Genomic DNA, 12,727 nt, shown 5'->3' on the forward strand with positions numbered 1-12,727 from the left:
ATGACCTTCGCAGCTCTCATACTCGCGCTCCTGACGACGCCGCTTCAATCAGGACTGCTCTCGATGGTATCAGGCATACATCACGTTACGGCCATCACCCGGAAGGTGCAGGCGAACGTGGACTTCTACGCCGGGTTTCTCGGCATGCGGCTCGTCAAACAGACGGCCGGTTACGAGGACGCGACGCAACTTCATCTCTTCTACGGCGATGCGGCGGGAACGCCGGGATCCCTCCTCACCTTCCTCGCTTGGGAAGATGGCGCGCCCGGCCGGGCCGGCTATGGCCAGATCAGCGAAATTTCGTTGGCGATCGACCCCGCCAGCATTGGCTACTGGCTGACGCGGGCCATGAGCTTCGGTCTGAGATCCGAGGGACCGGCCGACGAATTCGGCGAGCCCGTCCTGCGGCTGAAAGACCCTGACAACATCATCCTCAAGCTCGCAGGCGCAAAGAACCTGACATCGCCGTCCGCCTGGGACGGTGCCTCGATCCCGGCCGAGCATACGATCCAGCGCGTGCGCGGCGCCACCATGCTGACGGAAAAACCCGCCGAAAGCCGCAACTTCCTCGAGAGCCATTTCGGCTACCGCTTCCAGACCAACCGCGGCACGATCGACAGGCTGGTTTCGGAATCGGGCGACGTCATCGACGTGCGCGATGCACGCGGCTTCTGGTCCGGTGCGCCAGGCACCGGCACGGTCGATCACGTCGCCTTCCGGGCCCCTGATGAAGACGCGCTACGTTCGGTATCCAAGGCTCTGGAGACGACCGAGGCATCGCCGACCAACATGCATGACCGCAAATATTTCCGCTCGCTCTATGCCCGCGAGCCTGGCGGCACGTTGGTGGAGCTTGCAACCGACAAGCCCGGCATGACTGTTGACGAAGAGCATGCATCCCTCGGCACTAAGCTCTTCCCGCCGCCGGAAACAATCACCAATCTCGACGACCTGAAGGTGATTCTGCCGCAGTTTTCGATGCCCGGCCAGCCCCGCATCAACTACCGCGAACTGCCGTTCGTCCATCGCTTCTATACGCCGCCGAATCCCGACGGCAGTGTCTTCGTGCTCCTCCACGGCTCGGGCGGCAATGAGACGACGCTAATGCCGCTCCTGAACAAGGCGGCGCCTCGAGCAACCCTGATGGGCGTGCGAGGGCGCGCGACGGAAGAGGGTTTTCCGCGCTGGTACAAGCGCATTACACCCTTCTCCTTCGATCAGAACGACATCAAGACTGAGGCCGAAGCCTTCGCGGCCTTCATCGAAGGCGCTGTCAAATCCTACGGCCTCGATCCCAAGAAGGTGGTCTATGTCGGCTATTCCAACGGCGCCAACCTCTTGAACTCTCTGCTCTACCTGCACCCGAACCTTGTTCACAAGGCGGTACTGCTACGCTCCATGCCGGTTCTCAGCGACTATCCGCATGCCGATCTCAAGGGCACCGACCTGCTCGTCATCAGCGGCAAGACGGATGCTTACGGCAAATATGCGAGCGACTTGGAAGAGAGGCTGAAAAGTTCGGGTGCCACCGTCGATTCCGACGTCATCCCCGGTGGTCATGACCTCGGCGATGCCGATGTACCGATCATCCAGAAGTGGCTGCTGCAGAGGATGGGTGATGATCCACAGCCGCTGGAGCAGCAAGCGGTTAAGCCGGCGCGCGAGACGTCCGGGCAACCATGATGCCGGCAAGAACGACGGCGCCGCCGAGCGCCTGCATTGTTCCGATCGCCTCGTTGAGCAGCGCCCAGGCAAGGATTGCCGCAACGACCGGCTGCAGCAGCAGCGTCAGCGATGAAAAGGCCGCCGGCAGATAGGCGAGCGCATAGGTGATCGCCACCTGTCCGCCGGCATGGCTGATAAAGGCGAGGCCGAAGACAATCGACCAGCCATAGACGCTCGCGGGCAGCATATGCCCCTCGTAGATCAGGCCGATCGGAAAGATGCAGACGGCAGCGCAGGCCGTGCTCCACAGCATGATGCGGATCGTATCGAAGCGGCTGCGCAACCTGCCGATCGCCAGGATGTAGCAGGCATAGAAGAAGGCGGCGATCATCGCGATGCCGTCACCGCGAAGGTCGCCATTGCCGATGGCTGCCGGTCCGCCCTTCAGAATGACGACGCCTGACAGTGCCAGGACAAGCCCGAGCGCGAAGACGCGGCTGATCCTCGCGCTGAAAAAGACGAAGGCGATCAGCGTGACGAAAACCGGTGCGAGGTTGGCAAGTAGCGTCGCATTGGCGACCGACGTCATGGTGAGCGAAAGGTGCCAGGCGGCGAGGTCGAGCGCCAACATCACGCCTGGGAGAACCAGCATGCCATAGTCGGAAAGGCTTTGCGGCTTCGGCCCCCTTTCCTTCTTCAAGAGCGAGACGATGACGATCGGGATCAGCGCCAGCGCTACGCGCCAGAAGGCCGTCGCCATCGGACCGACTTCGGACAGCCTGACGAAGATCGGCGAGCCGCCGATCGCCGCCCCGCCGAGAAGGAGCGCCGCAAGGGCGAAACGATTGGAAGGCGAGGCTTCGGAAAGGGTGGGAGCGGCCTGCGACATGATCTCGATATTTCTGGTCGCCCGAATGCCGGGCCGACGGGATACAGCGCCGCGCGTCTTTTCAGACGCGCAAAGGACGCTGTAACACTTTAAATTGCTGAATAATTTTATCCTTAAATCGATTTCGATTTAAGGAATTATGCAGTGATGGCCAAGGGACTATCAGAAGTCGATCACCGGGGACAGCCGAAGAGCGACATATCGGTGGAAAATCAGGCAGGATGCCTATTCGTCGCGCTGATCCGCAGCTTTTCGGCGATCTCGCCGGCGATGAAGAACGCATGCTCGGTCACCTGCGGCAGTCCCATCAGCTCACCAAAGGTGCCGCGCGCCAGCGGACCGGAGATCAGCAGCGAGGGATCTGCTTTTCCTGACGGGCCGATCGCCTCCGAACGTTCGGTGCAGGCAAGGCCGAGGCCGGTCGGGTCGAGCGACAGGTGGCCGCTTGCCGCGAGTGCGGCGAGCCAGGGCTGGGTTTCGAGAATGCCGCCATGCGCCGGCCCGGTGGTGACAACGGCGGCGTCATAGCTTCGCTCTAACGGCTGGCGCTGATGACGCGGCTGCAGAGTGCAAAGAATGAGCTCGCCCTCGATGCGCGCATCGGCGACGGAGCCGGCCAGTATATCGAGACGGCCCGCAGCAACAGCTGCGTCGAGCGCGGCCTCGACCTGCGGGGCGATCCGGAAACGATGCACATCCCAATAGGGACGCAGATGGCGAACGAGACGGCGTCGTTCGGCAACCGGTAGCGCCTGCCAGAGATCGTATCCCTGCGCCCTCACCTGATCGATCACCCCATGCCAGCTTATGCCCTCTTCTTTCGCCGCACCTATGGCGGCGCGGATCCCTCTCAGCAGCGACACGGCGGAATGGGCTGCACTGGAGACGAAATCGCCGAAGAGCTCCTGCGGTACCGACGGATGGCCGCGAGACCGCAGACCGCGGCGCGAGATCGCGGTCACCGGACCATCATGCCCGCGCTCAGCAAGCGAGGCAATGACATCGGCGGCCGTCAGGCCGTTGCCGATGACCAACACCCGGTCCTGCGGGCGGATCACGTCGAGCGCGCCCGGCTTGGTGGTATCGGCGACGAAACGGGGATGGGCGGCAAGCCGGGTCGCAAGCCGGCCGGGGGCTGCCGGCGGCGGATGGCTGGTGGCGATCGCGACGATATCGGCCTCCGTCACGCCGCCTCTGTCGTCGAGGATCGACCAGCGGCCGGCACGGCGTTCGACAGCCGTCACCGCAGCGCGGCAATGACACACGCTACCGTCTTCCAGCAGCGGCTTCAGCAGCGAGGCGACATAATCGCCGAACAGCCGGCGCCGGGGGAAGAGCGAGCCATCTGGCTGCGAGGCCTCAGGGTCGCCGGCGACGGCGTCGCGAGCTTCGATCCAGGCCAGGAATTCGCCCGGGTCGTCGGGCTGCAGGCTCATCTTGGCGGCTGGAACATTGATGCGGTGGGCCGGATCGGCCGTGTCATAGGCAAGGCCGCGGCCAAGCTCGGCGCGCGGCTCGAAGACCACGATGGCAGGGCGCTCGCCGCAGTCGGCTCTGGCGAGATGATAGGCGACGCCAGCGCCGGAGACACCGCCGCCGATGATGGCAACGACGGGCTGTTCAGACGTCGGGAGAGGCTTGGGCTGCATGGTGGCCGGGATCATTGCTTTCGATGCCCGAGCATAGAAGCGGGGCAGTACTCACGCAATCCTCCGCTCTCGATTGTCTATAATTATTATGTAGATTTAGCCTCACCCCGATATCGTCGTCGAGAACTCGGGATTGCCGCGGATGGTGTTGCTGACCGTGCAGATCTCGTCTTCGGCGGCATGGGCGATTTTCTGTCGGGTTTCTTCGTCGATATCGCCCTCGATCGAAAAAACGACGTTGAACTTGGCAACGCGCGAAAGGCCTTCCGTCGCCTTCTCGCCGGTGACCTCTGCAGTGATCTCGCTGATCTTGTCGAGAACGCCCATCTGGCTGGCGGCGATGCGGGCGCTGAGCACCAGACAGGCCGAGAGCGAGGAATAGAGCAGATCGAGCGGATTGAAACCCGGCTGCGACGGCGCGGTGACGATATCGATCTCGCCCTTGGTGGCGGAGGTGACGTGCGGAAAACCGGTACGGCCGAGAACGGCGGTGGCACCAGTCGGGCGGGGACGAGCCTTGAGATCGGCCATGTTGAAATCCTCTTGCGAACCTCTTGCAGATGGTGATTTCACCCGGCGCGGCAATGGCAAACGCCGCCCATGGGTTTCGGAACCTTTCCATCCGTCATCAGTTGAATACACCTGAACGAAATCAGTGACAAAGGTGGATTGCGATGCCTGACATCCGCAGCACGGGTAACCAAGGCCGGCGGATGGATGCTCGCGATCGGCTGATCGTTGCGCTCTATGCGCAGCTGAAGGCCGAGCGGGAAACCCGCGAAACGCTGGAATGGGCGATCCGCAACGGCGCCGTCTCACAGGAGGTGCTGGAAGCCATCGCTGCCGATCCGGTTCCCGTCGTCACCAGCGAGGATATCGCGTCGCTGGAGAAGATCATTGCGCTCGACGAACGGCGCAAAGCAAATCGGAACTAGCCGACGACATCATGCACCCTATTTGAGTGAGAAGAGGAGATCCGAAATGGCCGATATCACCTATCAGGTCGTGCCGCATGACAATGGCTGGGCCTATAAGCTCGGCGACACACTTTCGGAAACCTATGCGACAGCGGATGAAGCGATCATCCATGCCAAAGACGCCGCATCGCGCCAGAAGATCGGCGATGGCGATGCGCTGCTGGCCTATCCCGCGCCCGACGGCCGCGGCTGGGCATTTCAGGAACTCGAAACCGACAAGAGCGGCAGCCGGCTCTGATCTGCGACGGAGGATGGAATGGCCGCTCGGGCAAGCTGGAAGGGTCATCTGAAGGTGGGCGACCTTGCCTGTGCCGTCGGGCTCTACACCGCCGTTTCCTCCTCCGACCGCGTCTCCTTCAACATTATCAACCGCAGGACCGGCCACCGGGTGGAACGGCAATTCGTCGACAGCGAGACCGGCAAACCGGTCGAGCGGGGCGACCAGGTCAAGGGCTACCAGATGGAGAATGGCGACTACATCGTCATCGAGGGTGACGAGATTGCCGAAATCATGCCGGAAAGCGACAAGATCCTCAATATCAAGGCTTTCATCGCCTATGACGATATCGACAAGCTTTATTTCGACCGCCCTTACTATCTCGCGCCCGTCGACGAACATGACGAGGAGGCGCTGTCGCTGATCGCCAGGGGCATGCGCGACGGCAAGGTCGCGGCTCTGGCCCAAACCGTGCTTTTCCGGCGCAACCGGACGCTGCTGATCCGTCCGCATGACGACTACATCGTCGCGACCATGCTGAATTTCGACTACGAGGTGCGCTCGGCCGATACGGTTTTCAAGGACATTCCCGACATCAAGTTCGACAAGGAGATGATCGCGCTTGCGGGCCATATTATCGGCACCAAGCAAGGCAGCTTCGAACCGAGCGAATACGAAGATCGCTACGAGGCTGCCCTCGTCGAGCTGGTGAAGGCGAAGATCGAGGGCCGGGCGCCACCGAAGAAGAAACCGGCCCAGGAACGCAAGGTCGTCGACCTGATGGAAGCCCTGCGCCAGAGCGCCAAGATGAGCGGCAACGCCCCAGCAAGGAAGGCCCTGGCGAAGAAGAAGGCACCGGCGCGCAGCGACAGCCGCAGCAAGAAGGCAAGCTGAGATGGCCTCGCCCCCGGCGGGCGATGGGCAATCTCAGACGCACCCGACCTCGCGCGAATGCGTCGGTTAATCGCGCCGGCGAAGCCGGCTGGACCTGAAGCGCGTCAAAGTGGATTCCCGCGATGCGCTTTAAGTCTTTGATTTATGTATGTCGTTTCCCAAAATCGCTGGCCACTTTTTCATTGGCGCGGCTTCTCGCCGCCTTCGGCCGCCAAGCTCTTTTTCAGCGCATCCATGATATTGATGACGTTGCCGGTCGATTTCACCGGTGCAGGTTTTTGCGCGGGCGCCGCCTTCTTCAGGCTCTTCTGCTTGCCGCGGATCATCGACTTCAGGCGTTTCTGGATCGGATCCTGCACCATGGCCGGGCTCCAATTCTTCGTCTCTTCCTTCACCAGTTGCGTCATCAGCGTCAGCAGCTTGCTGTCGATTTCAGTTTTGATGTCGAGTTCGGCCACGGGATCACGCACCTCGTCCCCATAGCGCAGGGTCCAGAGAACGATGCCTTTGCCCAGCGGTTCCAGCAGCACCGCACGCTCGCGACGATAAAGGACAAGGCGGGCGATGCCGACGACGTCATTTGCCTTCATCGCCTCGCGGATGACGCAGAAGGCTTCCACCCCCACCTTGTCCTCGGGCGCCAGAAAATGCGGTTTGTCGTACCAGATCCAATCGATCGAGCCGCGCGGCACGAAACTGTCGATCTCGATGGTGCGGGTGCTTTCGAGCCCGACCTGCTCGATCTCCTCGTCCTCGAGAAGCACATAGTCGTCCTCGCCGCGCGGATAGCCCTTTACCTGGTCCCGCTCGGGCACCGGCTTGTGGGTGATGCTGTCGACATAGTGGCTTTCGACGCGGTTCTTGGTCTGGCGATTGAGGACGTGGAAACGGACCTTGTTGCTTTCGGTCGTCGCCGGCGTCAGCGAGACGGCGGCGGTGACGAGCGATAGCTTGAGATAACCTTTCCAGAATGTCTGACGTGCCATGTCTGTCCTGTCTCCCGGACACGGTTGGGCATGGCAATCAACGGCGGGTTCGGCCTTTGGTTCCGGCAGGTGCATTCCATTCATGTATCGGTTGCCGTGGGACCGCGCATTGCAGGCGGAGGGACCAGAGCCACTCTTTCCTTGCCACCGCCATTTTCCTCTTCAATAATGAAAGCCCCAAGACGTCAGGATATCGGTAATCTGAATGTTGCGACTTTTCGCCAACCTCCTCATCGTCCTCGCATGCAATTTCTTTCTCATCGTCGGCAATGCTGGCCCGTCCTTCGCACAGGAATGCCCTGACCCGACAAAAGCTACGAATGCCTCGGCCCAGCAAAAGCAGGCAAGCAAGCGACTTAATCGCGCTCTTCCCAGCTATCGCGCCAGATCGGCCCGATACAATCTGGCTCTTGTCGGCGATTCGCTCGTCGAACTCTGGCAGCCCTGGATCAAGGACAGCTTTCCCACCCGCCCGGTGATGAACCTCGCGGTCGCCGGCGACACCACGCAAAATGCATTGTACCGTCTCGAGGGTTTAGACCTTCCGGATTTCCATCCCGCGGACGTCGTCGTACTTATCGGCACGAACAACCTGGGTGCGAAAACCGCGCCATGCGCAGTGGCAGCTGGTGTCGTGGCTGTTGTCAGCAAGGTTCGCGCTCTTTGGCCGGGCGCCCATATTTACGCGTTATCCATACCGCCTCGGGGCAAGCGCTATGCCTTCTACGAGGATGTCAGAATTCCGGCCAACCAACTTGTCGCATCGTCATTGGCTGAAATGCCGGGTGTCACCTTCGTTCAAATGAACGATGATATGTTGCGGTGCGGTAAGCCAAGCGATAAGGATTGTTCCAACTACAAGCCTGACCATCTTCATTTCAATGAAGGGGCATACAAGCTGATCACGAGCTTCCTCGCCGCAGCGGGTCTACAGCTTTGATTTTTGCCGCTCAGGTGGTTACCAAAACGTAAGGCGGAATGTCATGAGCACCTCATTTGACAGCTACCAACCGATTGGCCTGCAAAGACATAGACCCAGAGCTCGCGCGCAATATCGTATTCGGCGTGAAACCCTCGTTCGGATCCTCCTCTCGGCAATATTTTATATTTCCCTCTGGAGAGCGACCGGCATGTGGTACGGGCTGCCCGCCGACTTCCAGGAGGGTGTCGGCAAAGATCCCATGCCAATGCGACTGTTGCTGATGTCGCTCGTTCCACTCATTGGCCTCTACTGTTTGCTGGAGCCCAGGCGAGTCGTTGAATTGCTCCGCAGCGCCTCGCCGCTGCTCGGCATAGTCTGCTTATGCGTCTTTCTCTCGATCGCTTTTTCCGTCAGCGTTACAGCCTCGATCCGAGCTCTCGTGGCCGTCGCATTGCTGACAGCTGGACCCCTTCTTTACAGAGCCCGTTACGGAGCCGTTGACACATTTGAAAGCCTGGCGAAATTTGCCATCGCGACGGCTTTCATCAATATTCTTTACACGGCAGCCTTTCCCCGGTTTGCGGTGATGAGAGGCAGCTATGCCGGGATGGTGAAAGGGGCGTTCTACCACAAAAACATGCTCGGCCAGTTTTCGGCAATAAACTTCATCTTGCTGCTTCCAGCCCTGCCGATGTGGCGTCTGCGCTATTATGATCTCCTGCGATGGGCGGCAATGCTGCTCTACCTCGTGCTCATCGTGCTGGCGAAATCATCAACGGCGATCATCCTGCTTTCAATTGGAATAGCTGTATACTACGGAATGAGCTGGATTCAGCGCTTTCCAGGCCGCATATTCAGATCCTTCGTCGTTCTTCTTGCATTCGCTCTGCTGGGCTTCGTGGTCTCCGTCGCGTTGATGGGTGTGGCACAGGCGATTGCCGAGTCATTCGGGAAAGACCTTACGCTCAGCGGACGTACGAATGTCTGGGAACAGCTGCTGCCGCTGATCTACGAGCGGCCGCTTACAGGCTGGGGATTTGCCTTGTTCCGACAGCCAGATATCATGGAGCAATATGTTCGCCTTACGTGGGACGCTCAATCCACCCACAACACCTATATCGAACTTGCGCTGAACATGGGCATACCCGCAACCATCATCTGGACGTCGTTCGTCGTGGTGCGGCTCGTGGCGAAGATGACCTCGTCGCCTCTCAATCGAGCGCTCGCCATCACCAAGAGAAAGGAGGTTGTCATTATCCTCCTGATCCTGATCGGCGCATTTACCGAAGCCGGAATGATGCTCGCCCCCTTCATCTTATGGCCCCATACCGTGATCGCACTTTCGAGCCTTGGCCCGGAGTTCCTGTCCCGCTTCCGCAAGCCGAACCAGGCAGGCGCGCAACATGCATCAGGCTAAAAAGATGACTTCAAATAATCGTAGACTGGTTGGCCTCGATGGGATTCGTGGCTTGGCGGCTATTTGTGTGGCAGTGCATCACACTGAAGGTTTTGTCGGATTTGATGCAGCACCTGCTGCCTATCTCGCCGTCGATCTGTTTTTTTGTCTCAGCGGCTTCGTGATCGGCCACGCCTATGAGAGGAAACTCATTCAAGAGTCTTCACTCTCTGCCAATGATTTCGCCATCAAGCGTCTCATCCGCCTGTATCCCCTCTATCTGCTCGGTTTGCTGCTCGGCGTCCTCGCATATGCAGGCATGTCGCTCAGCAGAAATCAGCAAATGGATCCCATGCTGTTTGCCACCTCGTTGATTGCGTCGATGTTCTTCCTGCCGGCGATCGGGGGAACATCGCTAAAGGCGCCGAACCTGTTCCCTTTCAACGGTCCGTCATGGTCTCTATTCCTGGAGATCGTGATCAACCTCGCCTACGGCTATGCGGCGAGATTGCTGTCCAACGGTGTGCTCGCTGTCATCCTGCTTGCGTCATGGGTTTGGCTGGCGGCGCAAACGCTGGCCCATGGAAGCGCCGACCTGATCCCGCTCGACGGCGCTTTGCTCTCCGGATTTCCCCGCGTTCTCTTTTCTTTCAGCCTCGGTATCCTGATGTACCGCTACCGTCAGAGGCTTTCCCCTTCAGGCATCGGAAAAGCCGCCGCAGTGACAACAATCGTCGTCGCGACTGCTCTCCTCGTCTTCCAGGCGCCAGCCGCCCTGGTTGGCATAAAGGACCTGATTGTCATCACTGCTTTATTTCCTCTCGCCGTGCTTGTCCTTTACACAGCCAACTTCGATGGCGTGCTGCGGCAGCCCCTTCTTATTGCGGGAGAGGCGTCCTACGCGCTCTATGCAATTCATGTTCCGCTGCTGGGATTGCTGTTGGGAGCCTGGAAAGCCGCTGGCCTGGGACAACCGCCGGCCTGGGCGATCTTTGCCATCGTTCTTCCGCTGATCGTCGTATTGGCCATTGTCGTCACCCGCCTCTACGATGAACCGGTTCGCAAAGCGCTCAGCGCAGGAAAGGCCATGAGGCTTCGCTGGCGTCGATCCTGATTTTGGCGCGATGCGAGGATTGAAAGAGTTAGAGCGCCTTTTGTGCGTCCGAAAGGACGCACGGCGCTCTAATCGTCGTGCAGCCAAGCGATACGCCGATTAAATCGAGAGATAGCGCTTGCGCCAAGGCAGCATGTGTTCCTGCCATGCGCGCGGCGTGAAATCGTCATAGGCAGTCTCGGCGATCGCCAGCATCCAGTTCTGCGCCTTGCGGGCCAGCAGGACGCATGACAATTCCATGCCGGGCTCGACCGCGATCGAGGGCCGGTTGGCGCCTGGGATATCGATCCCCTTGTTCCGCCACTGGATGCGGATTTCGTCGGGCTCGGATGTCCATTCGCCGGAGGCAACGGACGCGTTACCATCGGGCTTGAAGCGAAGCGGCGGCGGAGTGACATTCAGAAAGCTGCCATCGTTGCGATAGTTGCCATCGATATCACCCGCAGTCGTTTTGCCGTTTCCCTTGAGAACGATGTCCTGTTCGCACCGCAGAAATATGTTGCGCCGAAAGCTGCCGGACCACCGACGATTGACGAAGAACGCGATGTCGCATTGGCTAATGACGTTGTCGTGGATATCGATGTCTTTGCGAAATGCCAGCTCCTTATCCGAAAAGCCGCTCAGGCTGACGCCACGATTGGTGTTCTCGATCCAGTTGTCATAAATGTGATGGCCGGCGTGGTCGGCCTTGTCGCCGACGCCGTAGCCGAAGGAATAGTCATTCATCCTGCCATCGCGCATGATGTTGCTGCGCACCACGGCGTCATCGCCGATCGACGAAAAGGAGAAATTCTTGCCGCCGATGAAATTGTACTCGACCAGGTAATTTCGCGTTTTGTCGCAGACCAGCGCGCCCTTGTTCGATGCGCTCGCCGGCGACTGCAGGAAGAGGTTGCCGCGGATCACGATATCGGAGCTGATATTGTCGTCGCTGTTTTGATAGGCGAACTGGCAGCAGTCTGCTCCCTCGCCCGGTGCTGCGCCGATGCGATTATTCTCCAGCAACACGTGCGTCGTCTTCGTCAGGTAGATGCCGTCGCCGTTCACATTCTCCGTTTCACAGCGCCTGACGGTGAGATTCTTGCCATTGTGAAATTTGAAGCCTCGAGGAGAATTCTTGACGATAACGTCTTCGATCACCGTATCGGAAAACACCTGATAGGCGACGCCGACATCGGGCGCACCATCGATGACTTGGCCGCGTGTAGACGCGCCGTGAACTTTCTTTCGCAGGATGGCGGTCATTGCATTTCCTTCGATACCGGTGCCGCGGGGAATTAAGCAGAGGGCATGTGGCGGATGTTTGAATATTTGGAAATTCAGCTTGTAAACCGCCCATCTTTCAAAAACGACAGAGTCTGGCTCCACATCATCTTGTTGACGGGCAAGAAAGTGTGGTTTGCCGGAATGACGATATGCGCTGCCGCGCCGTCGAGACGGGTGCTCTCCACCGAAACCTTTCCATCGTTCGGAAGCCTGACGCCGATGATAAGCGAAGAGACCGGGTCGATGGTTCGGTTCCCGGCAATGATGCCAAGTTCGAAATCGACCGTGCCGAACAGCTCGGTCATGGCGGTTTGATCGGTAATCAGCTGCTGCCCCGCCGGTCCATAGACCTTTCTGTATAGTGGCCAATTCTTGAGGAAATCGGCAATCTGACTGCCGTTGTTCGGCGTTCCGACCATGACCACTCTGCCTAAATTGGCTGGGCGATAACGCGTGAGAAAAGCACGGATGATCAGCCCGCCCATCGAATAACCGACGAAATGGACCCGGCCCTCGCCTGCCTCCTTCGCAGCGTCGTCGATCTCAGGTCGGATGATGTCGATGAGGTCGCTGATCGAAAACTTGGTGGAGGGGTAACCGACATTCACAACCCGATAACCGTGGCCGGACAGGAAGCCGGCGAGCTTCGCCATGCTTTTCTTCGTCCGGGCAATGCCGTGAAACAGGAGGACTGTGTCGTTCATCAGTATCCGCTCAACGGGCTGCATCGATCAGGCGCCTATCCTCTAGCT

13 protein-coding genes are annotated in these 12,727 nt (G+C 59.5%); 7 read left to right on the forward strand and 6 right to left on the reverse strand.

All coding sequences use genetic code 11. The features are described 5' to 3' along the window. Nucleotides 1-1,683 carry a VOC family protein gene (locus tag RWJ89_RS15140; RefSeq protein ID WP_316031084.1) on the forward strand — a complete coding sequence of 561 codons (1,683 nt, stop codon included), beginning with the start codon at nt 1-3 and terminating at the stop codon, nt 1,681-1,683. Here the strand turns inward: RWJ89_RS15140 and RWJ89_RS15145 are convergent. From RWJ89_RS15145 to RWJ89_RS15155, 3 genes are all read right to left on the reverse strand, one after another. Beyond that, complete coding sequence (locus RWJ89_RS15145) at nt 1,649-2,554, reverse strand: DMT family transporter (RefSeq protein ID WP_025393129.1); 906 nt, start codon at nt 2,552-2,554, stop codon at nt 1,649-1,651. The two genes, RWJ89_RS15140 and RWJ89_RS15145, sit on opposite strands and share 35 nt — an antisense overlap. Before the next feature lie 212 nt (nt 2,555-2,766). Continuing rightward, nucleotides 2,767-4,218, reverse strand: coding sequence for an FAD/NAD(P)-binding protein (locus tag RWJ89_RS15150; RefSeq protein WP_206118382.1), 1,452 nt, complete (start codon nt 4,216-4,218; stop codon nt 2,767-2,769). 87 nt (nt 4,219-4,305) lie between these two features. Then, nucleotides 4,306-4,734 carry an OsmC family protein gene (locus RWJ89_RS15155; protein ID WP_077977570.1) on the reverse strand — a complete coding sequence of 143 codons (429 nt, stop codon included), beginning with the start codon at nt 4,732-4,734 and terminating at the stop codon, nt 4,306-4,308. Nucleotides 4,735-4,877: 143 nt separating this feature from the next. Between RWJ89_RS15155 and RWJ89_RS15160 the strand changes: the two genes are divergently transcribed. Genes RWJ89_RS15160 through ku (RWJ89_RS15170) form a run of 3 tightly spaced genes read left to right on the forward strand, consistent with a single transcriptional unit; the run spans nt 4,878 to nt 6,291 of the window. After that, entirely contained in the window at nt 4,878-5,138 is a 261-nt protein-coding gene (locus RWJ89_RS15160) for a hypothetical protein (protein WP_168259427.1), read from the forward strand. A gap of 46 nt (nt 5,139-5,184) precedes the next feature. After that, entirely contained in the window at nt 5,185-5,418 is a 234-nt protein-coding gene (locus tag RWJ89_RS15165; RefSeq protein ID WP_012756027.1) for a DUF2188 domain-containing protein, read from the forward strand. An 18-nt stretch (nt 5,419-5,436) separates the two neighbouring features. Beyond that, nucleotides 5,437-6,291, forward strand: coding sequence for a non-homologous end joining protein Ku (gene ku, locus RWJ89_RS15170; protein WP_168259429.1), 855 nt, complete (start codon nt 5,437-5,439; stop codon nt 6,289-6,291). Nucleotides 6,292-6,470: 179 nt separating this feature from the next. Here ku (RWJ89_RS15170) and ku (RWJ89_RS15175) read toward each other — a convergent pair whose 3' ends face one another. Beyond that, a complete protein-coding gene (ku, locus tag RWJ89_RS15175; RefSeq protein ID WP_168259431.1) occupies nt 6,471-7,277 on the reverse strand; it encodes a non-homologous end joining protein Ku in 807 nt (268 codons plus the stop codon). A 205-nt stretch (nt 7,278-7,482) separates the two neighbouring features. Here ku (RWJ89_RS15175) and RWJ89_RS15180 point away from each other — a divergent pair, with 205 nt between their 5' ends. The 3 genes from RWJ89_RS15180 to RWJ89_RS15190 are packed head-to-tail and all read left to right on the forward strand — an operon-like array spanning nt 7,483 to nt 10,709. Next, nucleotides 7,483-8,217 carry a GDSL-type esterase/lipase family protein gene (locus tag RWJ89_RS15180; RefSeq protein WP_077977564.1) on the forward strand — a complete coding sequence of 245 codons (735 nt, stop codon included), beginning with the start codon at nt 7,483-7,485 and terminating at the stop codon, nt 8,215-8,217. A 43-nt stretch (nt 8,218-8,260) separates the two neighbouring features. Further along, complete coding sequence (locus RWJ89_RS15185; RefSeq protein WP_025393123.1) at nt 8,261-9,616, forward strand: O-antigen ligase family protein; 1,356 nt, start codon at nt 8,261-8,263, stop codon at nt 9,614-9,616. Then, nucleotides 9,603-10,709: an acyltransferase family protein gene (locus tag RWJ89_RS15190; RefSeq protein ID WP_168259433.1), complete on the forward strand. Its 1,107-nt coding sequence runs from the start codon at nt 9,603-9,605 to the stop codon at nt 10,707-10,709. The genes RWJ89_RS15185 and RWJ89_RS15190 overlap by 14 nt, the downstream gene beginning before the upstream one ends. A 99-nt stretch (nt 10,710-10,808) precedes the next feature. Here RWJ89_RS15190 and RWJ89_RS15195 read toward each other — a convergent pair whose 3' ends face one another. Beyond that, nucleotides 10,809-11,954 carry a right-handed parallel beta-helix repeat-containing protein gene (locus RWJ89_RS15195; protein ID WP_131644391.1) on the reverse strand — a complete coding sequence of 382 codons (1,146 nt, stop codon included), beginning with the start codon at nt 11,952-11,954 and terminating at the stop codon, nt 10,809-10,811. 74 nt (nt 11,955-12,028) lie between these two features. Next, entirely contained in the window at nt 12,029-12,679 is a 651-nt protein-coding gene (locus RWJ89_RS15200) for an esterase/lipase family protein (RefSeq protein WP_316031085.1), read from the reverse strand. Nucleotides 12,680-12,727 lie beyond the last annotated feature (48 nt).

The sequence above is a fragment of the Rhizobium sp. 10PS4 genome (genome assembly GCF_032464805.1).
In the GTDB taxonomy this organism is placed as follows: Bacteria; Pseudomonadota; Alphaproteobacteria; order Rhizobiales; family Rhizobiaceae; genus Rhizobium; species Rhizobium laguerreae.